Below are 18,108 nucleotides of genomic sequence, written 5' to 3' on the forward strand. Positions count from 1 at the left end.
AATGGCCGCCTATCAATATGTCTACCACATGCAGGGTGTCTCGAAGACCTATCCCGGTGGCAAGAAGTGCTTTGAAAACATCCACCTGAGCTTTCTGCCCGGCGTGAAAATCGGTGTCGTCGGTGTCAACGGCGCGGGTAAATCAACGCTGATGAAGATCATGGCCGGTCTGGACACTGATTTCACCGGTGAGGCCTGGGCTGCCGAAGGTGCCAAGGTCGGCTATCTGCCGCAGGAACCGCAACTGGACGAAAGCCTCACCGTCCGCGAAAACGTCATGCTGGGCGTGGCCGCGAAAAAGGCCAAGGTCGACCGCTTCAACGAAATCGCTATGGAGATCGCCGAAAACTACTCGGACGAGCTGATGGAAGAGATGACCACCCTGCAGGACGCGATCGACGCCGAAAACCTGTGGGATCTCGACAGCCAAATCGACGTTTCGATGGAAGCCCTGCGCTGCCCTCCGGACGATGCGAATATCGCCAACCTTTCGGGTGGTGAAAAACGTCGCGTGGCGCTCTGCAAATTGTTGCTCGAAGCGCCGGACATGCTGCTGCTCGACGAACCGACCAACCACCTGGATGCCGAGACCATCGCATGGCTGCAACAGCACCTGATCGACTACAAGGGCACCATCCTGATCGTCACTCACGACCGTTATTTCCTGGATGACATCACCGGTTGGATTCTTGAACTCGATCGTGGCCGCGGCATTCCCTACGAGGGCAACTATTCCGCGTGGCTGGAACAAAAGGCCAAACGGCTGGAGCAGGAAGCCCGCGAGGACAAGTCCAAGCAGAAGACCCTGCAGCGCGAACTGGAATGGATGCGGCAAGGCCAAAAGGCCCGTCAGGCCAAATCCAAGGCCCGGATCAACGCCTATAACGAGCTGGCAGACCAGTCCGAACGCGAAAAGCTCACCCGCGCCCAGATCGTTATACCCAATGGCCAGCGCCTTGGAGGCAAGGTGATCGAGGTCGAGGGACTGTCGAAACACATGGGCGACAAGCAACTGATCGAAGGGCTGGACTTTGCCTTGCCCCCTGGCGGCATCGTCGGCGTCATTGGACCCAACGGCGCCGGTAAATCGACCCTGTTCAAGATGCTCACCGGTCAGGAACAGCCCGACAGCGGCACCATCACGCTGGGCGACACCGTGGAATTGTCCTACGTCGACCAGTCCCGCGATGACCTCAAGGACAACGACACCGTGTGGGAGGCAATCACCGGCGGTGCCGAGATCATCCAGTTGGGTGACGCACAGGTCAATTCCCGCGCCTATTGCTCGTCCTTCAACTTCAAGGGCGGCGACCAGCAGAAAAAGGTTTCACTGCTGTCGGGCGGTGAGCGCAACCGCGTCCACATGGCCCGCCTGCTGAAAGAGGGCGGCAACGTCCTGCTGCTCGACGAACCGACCAACGACCTCGACGTCGAAACCCTGCGTGCGCTGGAAGACGCGCTGGTCGATTTCGCCGGCTGCGCCGTGGTGATCTCACACGACCGCTTCTTCCTCGACCGGATTTGCACGCATATTCTGGCGTTTGAGGGTGACGCCCATGTGGAGTGGTTCGAAGGGAACTTCGAGGATTACGAAGAGGACAAGAAGCGGCGGTTGGGACCGGACGCGCTGGAACCTAAGCGGTTGAAGCATAAGAAGTTTGCGCGGTAAGACTGGATGAGCGTCATACTGCTAAAAAAGCAGAAATGGAGATGCTTTCTTAATGATTAGGTTAGCGACGCGCTGTGTCCAGATTTCTGCTTTCCTAGTTTGCGGTGCAGGTAGCTCATTGGCTGAGGCGCCAAAGAAGGTTACCACCTTTGCCGCGCCGGCGGATTTCACTTATTTCTTGCGCAAGCACGACGGTGAGCAGGGAAAATTTGATTTCACCGATAAATGGGTGGATCCAGAAAAATCTGATGTGATTGTGGTTTTCATAGAAAACAGAGAAGACATCGATTTTGTTCCGGCAAAACTCTACACTTCATTCCAAACTGTTTTGTCAATTGTTGATACGCATTTTTATCAGTTATCAAGTAGAGTTTTCGGAGGAACGTTAGATTCTGACGTCTACATTGTGTCTGTTTCTCGATTGCGAGAGAAGTTGGAAGAGGAAGGTTTTTCGAAAGAGCAGATTCAAAAAGGGGCTTTTATTTCATGCTTCGCAGCTGGCTTGGTTGAGGATTTTTATCGCCGAGGAAATCTAAATGCGAACCATCAAAAAATCGGAGACACATGTGCGAAATACAATTTAAACAATGGGTAAATGGCTGTCTGAACCCAGCAAGCGTAGTATGGGTACTCGCACCCATCACTCCTCAATTCTCCAAAATCCAACTATCTCAAATGATGGGTGAAATCACGCATCCTACGGTTCCCCAAACATCCCTTCGGTCGCGCCGCCACTCCATTCCGGATCAACCCGACCCGAACGAATATCGTGGTATATCGAAGAATACGGCCACTCAGTTGCGTACTCTACCCTCGGCGGATTTCCGTCCAAACACACCGGTTGCGCCCTGAAAGCACAGCACATTCCGAACAATCTTCCCTTGTCACACGCCTTTCCCGATGCCATATCCATGGGGCTTACGTTATTCTATTCGACCTACTGTCTCCGTTTCCGGCGCTCAGTCTATCGATACAGACAACGACGCCAGGCTGCCGCAACTCCGTGGGCAGCACTTAAACAGGAGACACGGATATGCCTGCAGGCACCGTAAAATGGTTCAACACCACCAAAGGCTTCGGCTTTATCGCACCTGAAGAAGGCGGCAAAGACGTCTTCGTACACATCTCTGCTGTAGAGCGTTCGGGCCTCACCGGTCTGGCCGACAACCAGAAAGTCACGTACGAGCTGCGCGCTGGTCGTGACGGCCGCGAAAGCGCCGACAACATCGAACTGGCCTAACCAGTTGAAAGGGTGGGGATCTTCCCCGCCCTTTTTCTTTCAGAGCCCCCGATAGTGTGGCGCTCGCAATACATCACATTTTCTTTATCTGTGCGCGCCGATTGACCAGATCGGATATCCTTTGGAAACTGGATTCATGTTTTCATTGATCGATAAGTGAGCCCTGCCATGTTCACACGCCGCACATTTCTAGCCTCAACTGCTGCCGCCAGCCTCGCACCCAGTATGAGTTTGGCCAAAAAGAAACCGGTCGAATATGACCCGACACCGCAAGTTGTCCGGATCAAGAAGCAGTTTCAACCCGGCCAGCTTCTGGTCGCACCCCGTTCATTCTATCTGTATTTCGTGACCGAGCCGCGCAAGGCAATTCGCTACGGATGCGGCGTCGGCAAGGCGGGACTCGAATTCACCGGCACCGCCACGATTGATGTGAAAAAGGAATGGCCGACCTGGCGCCCGACCGACGAAATGATCGAGCGCGAGCCAGTGACTTATGCCCGCTTTAAGGACAATGACTATGTTCAGCCGGGAGGTGGCGACAACCCTTTGGGGGCGCGGGCGCTGTATTTGTTCCAGAACGGTGTCGATACTTATTTCCGCATCCACGGCACAACGCAGCCACAGACAATCGGGCATGCCGTGTCAAACGGGTGTATCCGGATGCTAAACGAGCATGTGATCGACTTGTACCAGCGGGTTCCGTTGGGAACGGTCGTAACGGTCGTTTGACTTACCCCTTATTCCGAGGCCTGCTCAACCAGTTCGAGCACATGCGGACCAAGCGCGTCTACAATCACGGAAACGCCGAACTTATTGGGATGAATACCGTCAGCCTGCATGAATCGGCGCGCAGCCCTTGGATCATCACCGACCCCAAAGCCTTCAAAAAAATTTGGAGCAAATAGCGTCTGATACTGTCCGGCCAGGTTGGGATATATTGAATCGAACGCTTGCTTGTAAGCGGCACCATAGTTGCCGGGCGACTTCAACCCAATCAGCAGGACATCCACGTCCGCTGCATCGGCCACGCTGAGAATATAATCCAGATTCGCACGGGAAACGGTCGGGTCTATACCTCGCAACAGGTCGTTTCCGCCCAGCGCCACGATCATTCCGTCAACATCGGGTGTCAGCGTCCACTCCACCCGTGCCGCCCCGCCCGCCGTTGTATCCCCCGAGACACCTGCATTGATCAGACGCACCTCAGCCCCTTGATCCTGCAACCAACGTTCCAATTGTGGTACAAATCCGTTCTGTTTGGCCAGCCCGTGTCCCTGCGTCAGCGAGTCCCCCAAAGCCGCAATCACCACAGGCTCGGCTGTGGCCGCGAAGCCGCAGCAGATGAAGACACCTGAAATCAAAGCCTTGCGAATTTTTTCTACGGCGCCATATCCCAATTGACTGAACTCCTTTTGGAATGATCGATGACGACACCAGTTCTGACGCTTAAAGATGCCGCTTTGTCGCTGGATGGCAATGCCGGTCGTGTCGATATTCTGCATGAAATCACCTTAACGGTAGGTCAAGGCGAAACACTGGCGTTGGTTGGCCCATCCGGGTCAGGAAAATCCTCACTTCTGATGCTGATGGGCGGGCTGGAACAAGCGACGGCTGGCAGCGTGATGGCACTTGGCCGTGACCTAACCGGAATGGATGAAGACGCGCTGGCTCGGTTCAGGCGTGATTCAATGGGCGTCGTCTTTCAGAATTTTCACCTGATCCCGACCATGACTGCGCTTGAGAATGTCGCGACTCCGCTGGAACTTGCAGGTTACAAGGATGCATTCGTCCGCGCCGAGCAGGAATTGCACGCTGTCGGCCTGTTCCATCGGCGCGATCACTATCCCGCCCAGCTTTCGGGCGGAGAGCAGCAGCGCGTGGCACTAGCCCGGGCCTCGGCCCCGCGCCCAAAGATTTTGCTGGCAGACGAACCCACCGGCAACCTGGACGAAGCCAACGGGGCGGCCATTGTCGACCTGCTCTTTGACTTGCGAGACAAGCATGGCGCAACACTGGTTCTGGTCACCCATAGCCATACGCTGGCGCAGAAATGTAATCGGGTTGCCCGGCTAAGGGATGGTCGCATTTCCGAGTACATAACGAGAGAGGCCGCAGAATGAGTCTGCGACTTGCTGCGCGGATGGCGCGTCGGGAATTGCGCGGAGGATTACGCGGTTTTCGCGTGTTTCTGGCCTGCCTTGCCCTGGGTGTCGCGGCAATTGCAGCCGTCGGGTCTGTACGATCGGCGATCGAGACAGGTCTGGCGCAGGAAGGGGCAGCTTTACTTGGCGGAGACGCCGAGCTGGAATTCACTTATCGGTTTGCGGATGATCGAGAACGGGCGTGGATGGAGGAAGCTGCGCACGCTGTATCCGAAGTTGTCGACTTCCGTTCGATGGCCGTAACAGACCACAACGGCGAAACGCAACGGGCGCTAACACAGGTTAAGGCAGTGGACGACGCCTACCCTTTGTTGGGCTCCGTCCAGCTGCAACCGAGCATTTCGTTGTCAGCAGCGCTTGATGGGACGAACGGCCTGCCGGGCGCAATTATGGAACCTACGCTTATTGAACGTATGGGGCTTTCTATCGGCGACAGGTTTGCACTCGGTACACAGGATTTCGTTCTGATGGCAGCATTGGAACACGAACCGGACGGCGTCTCAGACGGGTTTGGCTTGGGTCCACGGACTTTGGTTCGCACACAAGATCTCGAGAACTCCGGCTTGCTAGAGCCGGGGACATTGTTTTCTACCAAGTACCGTCTGAACCTGCCGCGGGAAACCGATCTCGCCCGAATTTCTGCGGACGCAGGGCAAGCCTTTGAGGGCACCGGAATGCGCTGGACTGATGCCCGTAACGGTGCGCCGGGTATTACCGAATTCGTTGGTCGCCTCAGTGCATTTCTGGTCCTGGTGGGCTTGTCCGGGCTGGCTGTTGGTGGGATCGGCGTTTCAGCCGCAGTTCGCGCGTATCTGGCGCAGAAGACCGATACCATCGCAACACTACGCACATTGGGCGCTGACAGAGCCACAATTTTTCAAACCTATATGATCCAGATCGGCGTTCTTTCCGGCATAGGAGTTCTGTTAGGCGTGTTTCTTGGTGGCGCGCTTCCCCTGTTGCTGGCTCCGGCAATCGAAAGCCGTCTGCCTGTACCAGCGGTATTTACACTCTATCCGCAACCTCTCGCAGAGGCTGCGTTGTATGGGCTGCTTACGGCGTTTCTGTTCACCTTGTGGCCTTTGGCCCGCACAGAAGAGGTACGCGCAGCAACGTTGTTCAGGGATGCCCTGTCATCCGCGCGCAGCATTCCACGCCCTGTTTACGTTCTCGCAACTGGGATCGGGCTGGCGTTGTTGATCACCGCTGCTGCAGTGTTCAGCGGGTCTACCCAGCTGACGCTCTGGACTGGCGGCGGGATCGTCGGCGCGCTTTTCCTTCTGTCGCTATCGGCCTTTGCCATCCAATGGCTTGCGCGCAAAGGCAGCCCCCTGGCACGTGGTCGTCCTGCCTTGCGGTGGGCATTATCTGCGATTTCCGGCCCACGCGAAGGAGCGGCCTCTGTTGTACTGTCGCTCGGGTTAGGCCTGTCGGTTCTTGCTACTGTCGGTCAGATTGATGGGACATTGCGAAACGCAATATCGGGGAACCTGCCCGACGTCGCTCCATCATATTTCTTTGTCGACATTCAAAAGGACCAGATGCCCGGATTTTCCAAACGGCTAGAGACCGACCCCGCCGTTAGTCGGATCGAAAGCGCGCCGATGCTGCGCGGCATCATTTCAGAGATCAATGGGCGCCCAGCCCACGAGGTTGCTGGTGATCACTGGGTATTGGAGGGCGACCGGGGCGTAACTTATTCAGAACGCCCAGCCCCGAACACCCGAATAACCGAAGGAAGATGGTGGCCTGACACCTATTCAGGGCCCCCACAGGTCAGCTTTGCCGCAGAAGAAGCGTTGGAAATGGGTTTGAAACTGGGGGATGAGCTGACCGTCAACATCCTTGGGCGCGATATCACTGCGGAACTTACTTCGCTACGCGAAGTGGATTTTTCAACGGCAGGCATGGGTTTTGTCATGTCGATGAACCCTACGGCACTGGCTGGCGCGCCACACAGTTTTATTGCAACAGTTTATGCTGAGGAACATGCTGAAGCTGCCATTCTGCGGGATCTTGCCGGGCAATTCCCCAACATCACGGCAATCCGCGTGAGGGATGCAATCGACCGAGTCTCGGGGCTGCTCGAAGGACTGGCTGCCGCGACGTCCTATGGTGCTGGAGTCTCGCTACTGACAGGTTTTCTTGTGCTGATCGGCGCTGCCGCAGCGGGGGAACCCGCACGGCGTTACGAGGCCGCGATCCTCAAGACGCTGGGAGCTGGTCGGCGACGCGTTCTGTTCAGCTTTGCCTTGCGGGCCATTTTGCTGGGCGCTGCCGCCGGGTGCGTCGCCCTTTTGACCGGAATCCTCGGTGGATGGGCCGTTGCGACCTATATCTTTGAAACGGATTTCACCGTCATCTGGTCATCAGCACTGATCATCATCGGCACCGGGATAGCCGTGACGCTGGGCGCCGGCCTGATCTTTGCAATTCGCCCACTTTCCGTCCGGCCAGCCCGTACCCTACGTGCCTGCGACTGAGCTCAGTGCATACAAGCGACGGGCTGCAATATCCTGAGCAGCTGATCATTGTCGCAAACCAGTGCATCAAGCGTGATTTCGTCCAGCGAGGCATAGAACACTTCGGCGGCGTCCTGCAGGGCCAACCGCAACCGGCAGGCATCTGTCAGGGGACACGTATTGTCTGCGTCGGCAAAACACTCGGCGATCGGTAGACCGCCCTCAACGTGGCGAAAAACCGACCCGATACGAATCTGATCCGCAGGCCGCGCCAGCGACATACCGCCATTCCGACCGCGCTGCGTACTGAGATAGTTCAGCTGGCCAAGTTGGTTGATCACCTGAGCCAGATGATTTTCCGAGATATTGCACACTTCGGCAATCTCGGATTTGGTCACCAGCCGATCCTGATGTGCAGCACAATACATCAAAAGCCGCACAGCAATGTTTGTCCGTTTGGTAATCCGCATGGAATCCTCCCAGAATACTAGATGCAATCTTATTGCATGCCGGACAAAAAAGCGGTTTGACATACATCAATCGCTACAAAAGGAAACCTCAGCGCATGGCAGACCCCTATTTCTTTGGCTATGGCAGCCTGGTGAACCTTGCCACGCATGATTTTCCCGATCCGCAGCCGGCTGTTTTAAAAGGCTGGCGACGCGTCTGGAGGCACACAGATCTGCGACCAGTCGCTTTCCTGACTGCGGTCCCCGATTCGAATTCCGAAATTCAGGGCATGGTCGCGCACGTCCCTAAAAACGATTGGGTCGCATTGGATGAACGAGAATGGGCCTATGACCGAATTCCGGCGACACAGTCCATCACCCATCCCCTGACGCATGATGTCGAGATTGCGGTTTATGCCGTGCCGAAGGGCCGTCAGAACGAACCCACCAACTGCCACCCTCTGCTGCTGAGTTACATTGACGTTGTCGTGCAGGGTTATTTGCGTGCATTCGGTCCCGAAGGCGCAGATTTGTTCTTTGCCACCACTGATGGCTGGGAGGCCCCGATTCTGAACGACCGCAGTGAACCGCGTTATCCGCGCCATCAGCAGTTGAACCCGTCCGAGACTGAATTCGTGGACGACCGGCTGCATCGGATATCCGCGCGGATATTGCAGGACGCCCGCTAAAAAAGGGTGGAGTTTTCACCCCACCCTTCTTCCAATCCATATTACCGACAGTGGCAGCTCACCTTGCTGCGCAGGGAACGTCAGCCCCGCGCGCGGATTACCTGCAATAACGGCAACAGAGTCGCCATTTCCGGACCCCGTTCCATACCGGTCAGCGCTTTGCGCAATGGCATGAACAGGCCTTTACCCTTGCGGCCTGTGGCTTCTTTCACGGCCTTGGTCCATGCACCCCAGGTTTCACCGTCAAACGGCCCCTCAGGCAGCAATGCCATCGCCTCGGCAATGAAATCGCAATCTTCATCGGCGATCAGAGGCTCTGCTCCGTCTCGGCACAACTCCCACCAACCCTTGAGGTCGGCCAGAGTGGTGATGTTCTCGCGCGCCATAGCCCAGAACGGTTCAGCCAACGCTGCCGGAACTCCTGCATCGGCAACGGCATCAGCCACGTCAACCAGAGGCAGCGACTGCAGGTGTTTGGCGGTCAGCGGGAACAGGTCCTGTACGTCGAATTTGGTCGGCGCTGCGCCAAAGCGAGTGACGTCGAACCCTTCGATCAGTTCGGCCATCTCGGCCCGCAACTCGACCGGATCAGACGAACCCAGCCGCGCCATCAGGCTGAGCAGAGCCATCGGTTGCACCCCCTGCTCGCGCAGATCGCGCAGTGCCAGCGTACCGAGTCGCTTGGACAGCGCCTCGCCCTGCGGGCCGGTTAGCAGCGAATGATGTGCAAAGCGCGGGCATGTGCCGCCCAGCGCCTCGATGATCTGGATCTGGGTCGCAGTGTTGGTCACGTGGTCCGAACCACGCACCACGTCCGTCACGCCCATTTCGGTATCATCCACCACGGACGCAATCGTATACAGAACCTGGCCGTCGCCTCGGATCAGCACCGGGTCGGACACCGAGGCCGCATCAATCGAGATGTCACCCAGAATACCGTCGGTCCATTCGATCCGCTCATGGTCCAGCTTGAAGCGCCAGACGCCGTTGCCGCGCTCGGCGCGCAGCGCCTCTTTCTCTACATCCGACAAGTTGAGCGCGGCGCGGTCGTAGACCGGCGGCTTGCCCATATTCAATTGCTTCTTACGCTTCAGGTCCAGCTCGGTCGGCGTCTCGAACGCCTCGTAGAACCGTCCCATCTCACGCAGCTTGTCAGCGGCCTCAGCGTACCTGTCCAACCGCTCGGATTGCCGCTCAACCCGGTCCCAATGCAATCCCAGCCATTCCAGATCCTGCTTGATGGCGTCGACATACTCTTCTTTCGACCGCTCAGGATCAGTGTCGTCGATACGCAGGATGAACGTGCCGCCAGCCTTGCGGGCGATCAGATAGTTCATCAGGGCGGTACGCAGGTTGCCCACGTGGATGTAACCGGTGGGCGACGGGGCAAAACGGGTGGTTGTCATGGGTGTCTCCTGTTGGCGCGGCTCTTGTCACATGAACAGCGTTTTGTCCAGCAGCCGCTTGAGGAGATAGCCAGCCAAGAGGCGTGTCAGTTTGGTTCCACAGGCCAATAGCGGCCCAGGTCATTCAACCCAGCAGTTATCAATTCAGACAAAACTTGAAGATCAATGTCCGGCAGCTTGTTCACATACAGGCACGACTTGCCCAGCTTGTGCTTTCCCAAACGAGACAGGATTTCTCCAAAATCGGCGTATCCCGGCATGATGTAAATGGAATGCGCGGCCTTGCGCGGAGAAAAACCGGTTGCAAGAAAGTCCCCCTCGCGCCCGGTGTCATAACGGTAGTGGTATCTGCCATAGCCAATGATTGAAGGCCCCCACATAACAGGTGCAAACCCCGTAATGTCGCGAAACAGCGCGTCCAGCACACGCGCCTCTTCCGCTTTGCGAGGCGGCAGGACGCCCGACAGAAAGCTCTCGACGCTTTGCTTTGTTGGAACGGTTTTGTTCTGAGATCGCGGCATGAACAAAAATTAACACGTAATGTTCATCTGCGCAGCCCATGTGTTGGGGTATAGAGTGGCGGGACGCTCGCATCGACCTAGTTGAAATCCTGATGTTCTGACAGGGAGAACGAAAATGACAATTAAACTGACACGCCGGGCGGCTCTTGGAACTGCCGCTGCTTTGCCATTTGCAACAGTGGCAGCACCGGTTCTGGCCGCGGGATCGGACACCAAAGCCAATTCTACGATCGCCAAGTCCTTCCAGCTGGGAGGTTTTAAAGTCACTACGCTTCTGGATGGTAGCCTGCCGCGCGATGGAGCCAAAGAGATCTTCGGCGGCGGCGCCACAGACGAAGAATTTGCCAAGGTCTCGGCCGAGAATTTCATACCTGCTGACAAGGCGCATTTCTTCTTTACCCCCACATTGGTCAATACCGGGTCTGAACTGGTTTTGTTCGACACCGGCCTTGGACAGGGCGGCATACAGGCTGCTCTGGCTGACGCAGGCGTGACTCCGGATCAGGTAGACGTGGTAGTCATCACCCACATGCATCCCGACCACATCGGCGGCATGACGACTGACGATGCTCCGACATTTCCGAACGCACGCTATGTTACTGCGGCGACGGAATATGACTTCTGGGCAGCTCAGGATGCAGGTAACCGGGTGGGTGATCTGGTGGCGGCCAAGGTGACACCACTGGTAGAAAAGATGACCTTTGTCGAAGACGGTGGCGAAGTCGCCTCGGGTATCACGGCCATGGCGGCGTTTGGGCATACGCCAGGTCATATGGTTTATCATCTGGAAAACAACGGCCAACGCCTGATCCTGACCGCTGATCTCGCTAACCACTATGTCTGGTCCTTCGCCCATCCGGAATGGGAGGTGCAGTTTGACATGGACAAAGCCGCTGCCACCGAGGCGCGGCGCAATGTGCTGGGCATGCTGGCTGCCGACAAGGTTCCGATGATCGGTTATCACATGCCTTTCCCCGCCGCCGGGTATGTCGAAACCCGCAGTAACGGTTTCCGTTTTGTCCCGGTCAGCTATCAGATGATGGGCTGAGATCACAAAGCCCCGGCGCCCGGAGCGTCGGGGCGAAAACATACGCGCTCTTCGCGAACGTTACTTACTTATGTGGCCGATACGCTCGGTGGTTTCCTTGTGGTGCAAACACTGTGACGGGGGGCAACCTGACCTTCGGCCTCTGGGCAGGTAGCCCTGTTCGCCATCCCAGTTCCCTGCGCGAAGCTGCGACTGAGTTTTCCTGGCAATTTCAATATCTACGGATTGGCCGCGGCAACACCTCCTCCAGTCACTGTCCGCGATCGCCTTGCAAGGCCAATTTTCGTGCTTTTTCGCGAGCAATAAGCCTGCCTCGGATTCTCAGAAACCCGATCGCGTGAACGCGCCATTCAGAAACACTCCGGCGCCCGGCCGGATTGATTCAGTACTTCCCCCGCAGGCTTATCATCTGGTCAGCATGGATATGATCCGAATGTCTGGACGGCCAGTCCATTTGTCATTGGATATCGCCTCACAACACTCAGCCGCGCGAAACCAGCCCTTCGGTTAATGGTAAGCCAAAAACGCTGAGTGATAACGCTGCGTGATCTCACCATAGCGGAAGGGCACACTGATCACGACGGATTCCACAAGACCGGCGCCTTGCAATGCCTCTCCTACATCTTCTACTTCGTACCCTGTGGAGCCGTTATCGAAGTAGAGCATTCTTTGCATGCTGTAAAACTTGCCGACTACGTTATCCATCCACGTGAAAACTGCTCTCACTAATTACCCTGTGAAGACCGAATAGTTTCGGGCATTTGATCTCAGTTCTGCCCTTGTCCCGAATGGCGTCATCCAAACCGTGTCGAAATCATAGTTTCTATCGATGAATTCCGGGTCACCGGTATGGTCCGGCTTCATCTCTCGCCGAAGCCCGAGATCGGCCAGACGTGATGATTCAAGATGATATGCCCGAGACGCACGCAATGAATCAGTCATGTCAGTTGGAGGTCGTCAATCCGGGCCGGTTACAATGCGTTTCCATATTTTGATTTCCTAAAATCAACACTCAATCCTGACTACAGGGAAACCAAAAAGCGTTAGATTGCTTACCACACAATAGCCTAATACCCTGGGTCCGGCCTTACTTTCGAACCGTCTGTGAAACGGGACAGGCGAAAGGCCGATGGGTCGACACACGGCGCAACCTGCGTCACGAGATCGGCAACCAACCGACCGGCACCCGGCCCGATCCCGAAACCGTGGCCAGAAAAACCTGTGGCAATCCACAGACCCGGCAGACTTTCCACATCCGAGATCACCGGAATAGCATCCGGGGTCACATCGATCATGCCCGCCCAGCTTTCCACAACATCCGAATTCTTCAGATCGGGAAAGGCTTTGGTCGCTGCGAACAACGCCTGCCGCAATGCCTTTTTCGAGGGTTCCGGGTCCAGAATGCGGCAATCTTCAAACGCTGTGATGTCTGATGGAGACCAGGTCCGGTTCTGCCGCGCTTCAACCGACCAGCGTCGTGACAGTCGAAACCGCAGCGATTTCCACTCCTGTGCAAAGGCAGGCAGGAATTGCCACGCCAGACGAAAGCTATCGGGAACGATGTCCACGGTGTTTTCGTGCCCCGAAGCAATGGTAAACCCGCCATCTGCCCGCCTTCGGATCGCACAATCGTCTGACCACAAGGCGATTTCCGGTCCTGCCTCAGTCGGCGAAGTCCGCATTACGGTGTTCAGGACTTTGAGCTGCGGCAGCGCGATACCGAGATTCCCGGCAAACAGGCGGGACCACGCCCCACCGGCCAGAACAACCCCTTCACAGGCCACACGACCGCGCTCGGTGTAGACACCGGCAACCTTACCCGCCTGAACATCAAGGCTGCGAACCGCGCAGTTGGTCAGGATCGTAGCTCCGTTGTCCCGGGCGCTTTCGGCAATTGCGGGCGCGGCCCATTGTGGTTCTGCCCGGCCATCCTGCGGCGTGTACAGGGCCGCAGACAAATCCAGAGTAGCGCCTGGCAACAGCTGATCCAGTTCAGCGCCCCAGACCATACGCGCACCGGTCTGAAGCCCCTCAAGATGACGAAGCCAGCGGTTCAGCTTTCCTTCTGACAGTGCGTTTCGCGCGCCAAACATTATTCCCGATGGAACATAACCGGTTTTTCGCCCGATCCGCGCATCCAACCCCTGCCAGATACGAATAGATTCCTGCATTAGTGGAATCTCTCGGGGATCGCGCATCCCTAGCCGGACCCAACCCCAGTTGCGAGAGCTTTGTTCGCCCCCAATCTGACCCTTTTCACACAACAGAACCGAAAGCCCACGCTCTGCCAGCTCCAACGCTGAGGACGCGCCAATGATGCCGCCGCCTATTACGACGACGTCCACCTGTTTGGGCAAGGTAAAATCGGATTCGACATGTGTTGGCTTAGGGCCGGGCATCAACTGCTCAACTAAAATTCTTCGGACCGGTATGGAGCCCCAAGACGTAGGTGCAGACAATGTAGAAAAACAATAAACCGGGCGATTGCCCGAGCCTGTGGCACATTAGCAAACGAACCCACAGGAATAGAGTCCCTTCAGGACAACCGTATCCGTTTGACTTACGCCGCGCCGGACAAATGCGCCCAAGTTTGACGCAGGATCGCGCCTACGCCGCTTTCCTGAGGCTTGGTTTCTTCCTCAGATGTCTCATGCGACATCAGGGTTGGAAACTCGGATCGGACATTCGGCTCATTTAGGGTAGTTTTTGGATCGGCAGCTGTCTCTTCGCTCAGAATATCGGCAATAGCGACATCCAATGCTACCTCGTCCAGTTCTTGCGCAGGTGACTCCATCGCCTTGTACCTCAAAGGCGAATGAAGCGACTTATCGTATTCATTATACATTTGACCACCAAAACATTTACCTGCACCCACACACACGGGCGCAATACTCCCAGTTCAACAAACCCGGCGCTTTGGTCAGAAGGCAGATCGACCGACCGGGTTGCGTCACGCTTGCCCCAACTAAGGCAAACCCCGGTCACAAATGTGGCAAAAAATGGACAAAAGCGCAAGGCGCACGTGTCGGAATGTTCGGCAACTAGCTGTTTTTTATAGACAATGATATGAGATTTTCGAAATTACATCCGATTTGTCAACTATTAGAGGTGCGGACTCCAACTGTTGTATACTCAACGCGAAAACCAGCCCCTATTCAACCCTTGTCTCGCCAACAATTCACGATGGGATACCGTCGGTCCAACCAAAAGGCGCGTGAGGTCAACCGAGTTCCTGGCGCAGACTGGAACCGCTTGTATTCGCTGATATAAATCAGGCGCTCGACCCGTCGCGCGACAGCCTCGTCAAACCCGGCGGCAACGCAGTCAGCAATCGAACCATCCTGATCCACAAGAATATCAAGAATGGAGTCCAGAACCGGGTAATCCGGCAGGCTATCACTGTCTTTCTGATCTTCGCGCAACTCGGCGCTCGGAGGTTTATCAATGACCGAAGGTCGAATGACTTCGCCCTCAGGTCCCATCATCCAGTCACGATGGTTGGCGTTGCGCCAACGACAGGTCTCGAAAACCCGCGTCTTGTACAGATCCTTTATCGGATTGTAGCCGCCATTCATGTCGCCATAGATCGTGGCATACCCCACCGCGACCTCGGATTTATTGCCGGTCGTCAGCAACATCTCGCCAAACTTGTTCGAGATCGCCATCAACAGCAAACCCCGCAAACGAGACTGAATGTTTTCCTCGGTCAGGTCCTCATTGCGCCCGGCGAACAGCGGAGCGAGAGTCTCGGTTACCGCCGCACGTCCCTGCGAGATCGGCACAAAGTCATACTGCACGCCCAACGCCTGGGCTACGGCTTCGGCATCATCCAAGGAACCTTGACTGGTATACTCCGATGGCAACATCACACAGCGCACATTGTCTGCCCCGATCGCATCAACCGCTATGGCAGCCACCAGCGCGGAATCGACCCCGCCGGACAGCCCCAGCACCGCCTTCCCAAACCCGGTTTTGCCCATGTAATCACGCAGGGATTGCACCATGGCGCGATAGTCCTGCTCCCACTCATCCGGCTGCGGCACGATCTCAGCCGGCACCATCTGCCACCCGTCGTCGCCGCGTTGAAGATCAATATGGGTCACGGCTTCATCAAAAACCGGCATGCGAAAGGCAAGCTCGCCGCCCGGGTTCAGCCCGAACGTGCCGCCATCAAAAACCTGGTCGTCCTGACCGCCGACCATGTTGAGATAAATCAGCGGTAATCCGGTCTCGACCACCCGGGCGACCATGTGGTTCAGGCGTACGTCATACTTGTTGCGAAAATAGGGCGAACCATTTGGGATCAGTAGGAACTCGGCACCCGTTTCTGCCAGGGTCTCTACGACATCCTCGTGCCAGCCGTCCTCGCAGATTGGGCTGCCGATCCGTGTATTGCCGACGGAATAAGGCCCGCCCAGCGGCCCAGCATCATAAAGGCGCACCTCATCGAACACGGTTTCATTCGGCAGGTGATGTTTCAGCATCTTACTGGTGATGCGCCCGCCCTTCAGAATCAAGTAGGCATTGTACAGACTGCCGCCTTCGAACCAGGGCCCACCGATGGCAAGCGCCGGGCCGTCTGCGCATTTCGCTGCCAGCACCTCGACCGCGGCCATCGCGGCGCGATGAAACACCGGCTTCATCACCAGATCCTGTGTATTGTAGCCGGTGATGAACATTTCGGGCAGCGCCACCAGATCGGCGCCGGCATCGCGCCCTTGCTCCCAGGCTTCCATCGCCTTCGACGCGTTGCTCTCGAGATCCCCAACCACGGGGTTGAGCTGCGCCAGAGTGATGCGGAAACGATCGGCCATTTTGCCCCCTTGTTCTTGTAGGTCCCAAAGGGATTTAGCAGATCACACCGCGAGTAAAAGACAAATGCGGCAAAAGCCGTTGCTCTGCCCCCGGCGGTACCTTAGTTTTGCGAAAAAGTATGCAACCCGAAAAACAGGGCAGGCAGGAACCAGCATGAATGTGATCCGCAACTCAATTGCCATAGTAACGCTTGCAGTGGCGGCGCAGGCTACCCTGGCACAGCAAGGACAGATCATCATTGCCGACGATGAGGTTGGCGGCGTTTACGAGGGTACATTCGAAAACGGGCTGCGCCATGGAACCGGAACCTACCGATTGCCCGACGGGTTCGAGTATTCAGGCGAATGGGTCGCGGGTGAGATTCAGGGGCAAGGAACGGCCCGATACGCCAATGGATCCATCTACGAGGGCGCATTCTCCAAAGGCCAGCCCGAGGGGCAAGGCAAGATACTGTTTGCCGATGGCGGCTCTTACGAAGGTGAGTGGGCAAACGGCGCAGTCAACGGGACGGGCGTCGCTGTGTATTCAAGCGGTATGCGCTATGAAGGTCAGTTCGAAGATGGGCACCGCCACGGCAAGGGCGTATTATCCGATCAGAACGGATTTGTTTATGACGGTGATTGGGTCGAGGGGGTCAAACAGGGTACAGCGAAAATCACCTCGGCTGACGGTAGCATCTATGAAGGTGACATCCGGGCAGGCCAACGCCACGGGAAAGGCACCATGACCTTTCCAGACGGCATGAGCTATGTTGGTGATTGGGTCGAGGGACACATGACCGGCACCGGCCGGGCGACTCAGGCCAATGGCGACGTTTACGAAGGTGATATGGTCGAAGGTCGCCGCCAGGGCAAAGGCAAAGCGACATACGCAAACGGTGCGGTATACGAGGGTGATTTTGTCGACGACCAACGTCATGGACAGGGTGTTTTTGCCGGCAACGACGGTTTCCGTTATTCCGGCACATGGACAAAAGGCCAGATCGAAGGCCTGGGCGAAATGACTTACCCTGATGGTTCGGTCTATGTCGGCGATTTTGAGGCTGACCTGCCTCACGGCAAAGGTCAGACGACCTATCCCAACGGTGCAGTATATGACGGAGACTGGATCGCTGGCGTATTCGAAGGCAGCGGAACCGCCACATTTCCCAACGGAACCGTGTACAAGGGCCAATTCAAAAACGCCCAGAACCACGGCAAGGGTGTTCTGACTTTCGCCGACGGATACCGTTACGACGGCGACTGGGTGGATGGTGTCAGGCAGGGACAGGGCAAGGCAACCTACCCCGACGGAACAGTATACGAAGGCAGCTTTGACAACGGGAACCGACACGGCAGGGGCAAGATCGTTACTTCAACGGGCTTCGAATACGACGGTGACTGGGTCCGGGGGAAAATCACCGGTGTCGGTGTCGCAACCTATGAAACCGGCGATGTCTATGAAGGCACATTCCTGGACAACAAACGCCATGGCGATGGCACGATGCGCTATGCGAGCGGGCAGGAGAAGACAGGAGTCTGGGAAAACGGCGAACTGTCATCCGAGGCAGAAAACGATGCCGAAGCACCTGCCGCTGAACCTACGCCTCCGGAAACCAACCCTGCCGAAAACACGCCGGATGGAGACACTTCGGACGGATAAACCGAG

At 56.6% G+C, this 18,108-nt stretch carries 17 protein-coding genes; 9 read left to right on the top strand and 8 right to left on the bottom strand.

What is annotated here, in order from left to right; genetic code table 11:
• Position 1 precedes the first annotated feature (1 nt).
• The 4 genes from ettA to AC2TDA_RS18355 all read left to right on the top strand — a co-directional run bounded on the left by ettA (position 2) and on the right by AC2TDA_RS18355 (position 3,638).
• Positions 2-1,669, top strand: coding sequence for an energy-dependent translational throttle protein EttA (gene ettA / locus AC2TDA_RS18340; RefSeq protein ID WP_170514038.1), 1,668 nt, complete (start codon positions 2-4; stop codon positions 1,667-1,669).
• Positions 1,670-1,721: 52 nt separating this feature from the next.
• On the top strand, positions 1,722-2,264 hold the full coding sequence (locus AC2TDA_RS18345; protein WP_480880183.1) for a pre-mRNA-splicing factor CWC21: 543 nt from the start codon (positions 1,722-1,724) through the stop codon (positions 2,262-2,264).
• 438 nt (positions 2,265-2,702) lie between these two features.
• The gene (locus AC2TDA_RS18350; RefSeq protein WP_008757902.1) at positions 2,703-2,909 is read left to right on the top strand and encodes a cold-shock protein; all 207 of its coding nucleotides are present in this window, start codon (positions 2,703-2,705) and stop codon (positions 2,907-2,909) included.
• A gap of 168 nt (positions 2,910-3,077) precedes the next feature.
• On the top strand, positions 3,078-3,638 hold the full coding sequence (locus AC2TDA_RS18355) for a L,D-transpeptidase (protein ID WP_480848989.1): 561 nt from the start codon (positions 3,078-3,080) through the stop codon (positions 3,636-3,638).
• Between the two features lie 8 nt (positions 3,639-3,646).
• Here the strand turns inward: AC2TDA_RS18355 and AC2TDA_RS18360 are convergent, their stop codons facing one another.
• Positions 3,647-4,306, bottom strand: a complete 660-nt coding sequence (locus AC2TDA_RS18360; RefSeq protein ID WP_480848987.1) for an arylesterase — start codon at positions 4,304-4,306, stop codon at positions 3,647-3,649.
• A gap of 27 nt (positions 4,307-4,333) precedes the next feature.
• Here AC2TDA_RS18360 and AC2TDA_RS18365 point away from each other — a divergent pair, with 27 nt between their 5' ends.
• Positions 4,334-5,029, top strand: coding sequence for an ABC transporter ATP-binding protein (locus AC2TDA_RS18365; protein ID WP_480848986.1), 696 nt, complete (start codon positions 4,334-4,336; stop codon positions 5,027-5,029).
• Positions 5,026-7,554 carry an ABC transporter permease gene (locus AC2TDA_RS18370; RefSeq protein ID WP_480880185.1) on the top strand — a complete coding sequence of 843 codons (2,529 nt, stop codon included), beginning with the start codon at positions 5,026-5,028 and terminating at the stop codon, positions 7,552-7,554. Before AC2TDA_RS18365 ends, AC2TDA_RS18370 begins: the two co-directional genes overlap by 4 nt.
• A gap of 2 nt (positions 7,555-7,556) precedes the next feature.
• Here AC2TDA_RS18370 and AC2TDA_RS18375 read toward each other — a convergent pair whose 3' ends face one another.
• Positions 7,557-8,003: an RrF2 family transcriptional regulator gene (locus tag AC2TDA_RS18375; protein WP_480880186.1), complete on the bottom strand. Its 447-nt coding sequence runs from the start codon at positions 8,001-8,003 to the stop codon at positions 7,557-7,559.
• Positions 8,004-8,098: 95 nt separating this feature from the next.
• On the opposite strand from AC2TDA_RS18375, the gene AC2TDA_RS18380 reads away from it, so the two are divergent.
• Positions 8,099-8,671, top strand: a complete 573-nt coding sequence (locus AC2TDA_RS18380) for a gamma-glutamylcyclotransferase family protein (RefSeq protein WP_480880188.1) — start codon at positions 8,099-8,101, stop codon at positions 8,669-8,671.
• 80 nt (positions 8,672-8,751) lie between these two features.
• On the opposite strand, the gene gltX is transcribed toward AC2TDA_RS18380, so the two are convergent.
• Both gltX and AC2TDA_RS18390 read right to left on the bottom strand, forming a co-directional pair.
• A complete protein-coding gene (gene gltX / locus AC2TDA_RS18385) occupies positions 8,752-10,077 on the bottom strand; it encodes a glutamate--tRNA ligase (protein WP_480880190.1) in 1,326 nt (441 codons plus the stop codon).
• An 86-nt stretch (positions 10,078-10,163) separates the two neighbouring features.
• Positions 10,164-10,598 (bottom strand): DUF1801 domain-containing protein, encoded by a 435-nt coding sequence (locus AC2TDA_RS18390; RefSeq protein ID WP_480880192.1) that lies wholly within the window; start codon positions 10,596-10,598, stop codon positions 10,164-10,166.
• 115 nt (positions 10,599-10,713) lie between these two features.
• On the opposite strand from AC2TDA_RS18390, the gene AC2TDA_RS18395 reads away from it, so the two are divergent.
• Complete coding sequence (locus AC2TDA_RS18395) at positions 10,714-11,646, top strand: MBL fold metallo-hydrolase (protein WP_480880194.1); 933 nt, start codon at positions 10,714-10,716, stop codon at positions 11,644-11,646.
• A 507-nt stretch (positions 11,647-12,153) separates the two neighbouring features.
• On the opposite strand, the gene AC2TDA_RS18400 is transcribed toward AC2TDA_RS18395, so the two are convergent.
• The 4 genes from AC2TDA_RS18400 to AC2TDA_RS18415 form a co-directional block, all read right to left on the bottom strand.
• Positions 12,154-12,312: a hypothetical protein gene (locus AC2TDA_RS18400; RefSeq protein WP_480880196.1), complete on the bottom strand. Its 159-nt coding sequence runs from the start codon at positions 12,310-12,312 to the stop codon at positions 12,154-12,156.
• Between the two features lie 401 nt (positions 12,313-12,713).
• On the bottom strand, positions 12,714-14,045 hold the full coding sequence (locus tag AC2TDA_RS18405) for an NAD(P)/FAD-dependent oxidoreductase (RefSeq protein WP_480880197.1): 1,332 nt from the start codon (positions 14,043-14,045) through the stop codon (positions 12,714-12,716).
• A 161-nt stretch (positions 14,046-14,206) separates the two neighbouring features.
• Positions 14,207-14,440, bottom strand: a complete 234-nt coding sequence (locus AC2TDA_RS18410; protein ID WP_480848973.1) for a hypothetical protein — start codon at positions 14,438-14,440, stop codon at positions 14,207-14,209.
• A gap of 361 nt (positions 14,441-14,801) precedes the next feature.
• Positions 14,802-16,460: an NAD+ synthase gene (locus AC2TDA_RS18415; RefSeq protein WP_480880198.1), complete on the bottom strand. Its 1,659-nt coding sequence runs from the start codon at positions 16,458-16,460 to the stop codon at positions 14,802-14,804.
• A 154-nt stretch (positions 16,461-16,614) separates the two neighbouring features.
• Here AC2TDA_RS18415 and AC2TDA_RS18420 point away from each other — a divergent pair, with 154 nt between their 5' ends.
• Positions 16,615-18,102, top strand: coding sequence for an MORN repeat-containing protein (locus AC2TDA_RS18420; RefSeq protein WP_480880199.1), 1,488 nt, complete (start codon positions 16,615-16,617; stop codon positions 18,100-18,102).
• Positions 18,103-18,108: the final 6 nt, after the last annotated feature.

The sequence above is a fragment of the Ruegeria sp. HKCCD6426 genome (assembly GCF_057221115.1).

What these genes read in the sequence shown, in the direction of transcription:
- ettA (WP_170514038.1), top strand. Translation starts at nt 2, where the DNA reads ATGGCCGCCTATCAATATGTCTACCACATGCAGGGTGTCTCGAAGACC.
- AC2TDA_RS18345 (WP_480880183.1), top strand. Translation starts at nt 1,722, where the DNA reads ATGATTAGGTTAGCGACGCGCTGTGTCCAGATTTCTGCTTTCCTAGTT.
- AC2TDA_RS18350 (WP_008757902.1), top strand. Translation starts at nt 2,703, where the DNA reads ATGCCTGCAGGCACCGTAAAATGGTTCAACACCACCAAAGGCTTCGGC.
- AC2TDA_RS18355 (WP_480848989.1), top strand. Translation starts at nt 3,078, where the DNA reads ATGTTCACACGCCGCACATTTCTAGCCTCAACTGCTGCCGCCAGCCTC.
- AC2TDA_RS18365 (WP_480848986.1), top strand. Translation starts at nt 4,334, where the DNA reads ATGACGACACCAGTTCTGACGCTTAAAGATGCCGCTTTGTCGCTGGAT.
- AC2TDA_RS18370 (WP_480880185.1), top strand. Translation starts at nt 5,026, where the DNA reads ATGAGTCTGCGACTTGCTGCGCGGATGGCGCGTCGGGAATTGCGCGGA.
- AC2TDA_RS18375 (WP_480880186.1), bottom strand. Translation starts at nt 8,003, where the DNA reads ATGCGGATTACCAAACGGACAAACATTGCTGTGCGGCTTTTGATGTAT.
- AC2TDA_RS18380 (WP_480880188.1), top strand. Translation starts at nt 8,099, where the DNA reads ATGGCAGACCCCTATTTCTTTGGCTATGGCAGCCTGGTGAACCTTGCC.
- gltX (WP_480880190.1), bottom strand. Translation starts at nt 10,077, where the DNA reads ATGACAACCACCCGTTTTGCCCCGTCGCCCACCGGTTACATCCACGTG.
- AC2TDA_RS18390 (WP_480880192.1), bottom strand. Translation starts at nt 10,598, where the DNA reads ATGCCGCGATCTCAGAACAAAACCGTTCCAACAAAGCAAAGCGTCGAG.
- AC2TDA_RS18395 (WP_480880194.1), top strand. Translation starts at nt 10,714, where the DNA reads ATGACAATTAAACTGACACGCCGGGCGGCTCTTGGAACTGCCGCTGCT.
- AC2TDA_RS18400 (WP_480880196.1), bottom strand. Translation starts at nt 12,312, where the DNA reads ATGCTCTACTTCGATAACGGCTCCACAGGGTACGAAGTAGAAGATGTA.
- AC2TDA_RS18405 (WP_480880197.1), bottom strand. Translation starts at nt 14,045, where the DNA reads ATGCCCGGCCCTAAGCCAACACATGTCGAATCCGATTTTACCTTGCCC.
- AC2TDA_RS18410 (WP_480848973.1), bottom strand. Translation starts at nt 14,440, where the DNA reads ATGGAGTCACCTGCGCAAGAACTGGACGAGGTAGCATTGGATGTCGCT.
- AC2TDA_RS18415 (WP_480880198.1), bottom strand. Translation starts at nt 16,460, where the DNA reads ATGGCCGATCGTTTCCGCATCACTCTGGCGCAGCTCAACCCCGTGGTT.
- AC2TDA_RS18420 (WP_480880199.1), top strand. Translation starts at nt 16,615, where the DNA reads ATGAATGTGATCCGCAACTCAATTGCCATAGTAACGCTTGCAGTGGCG.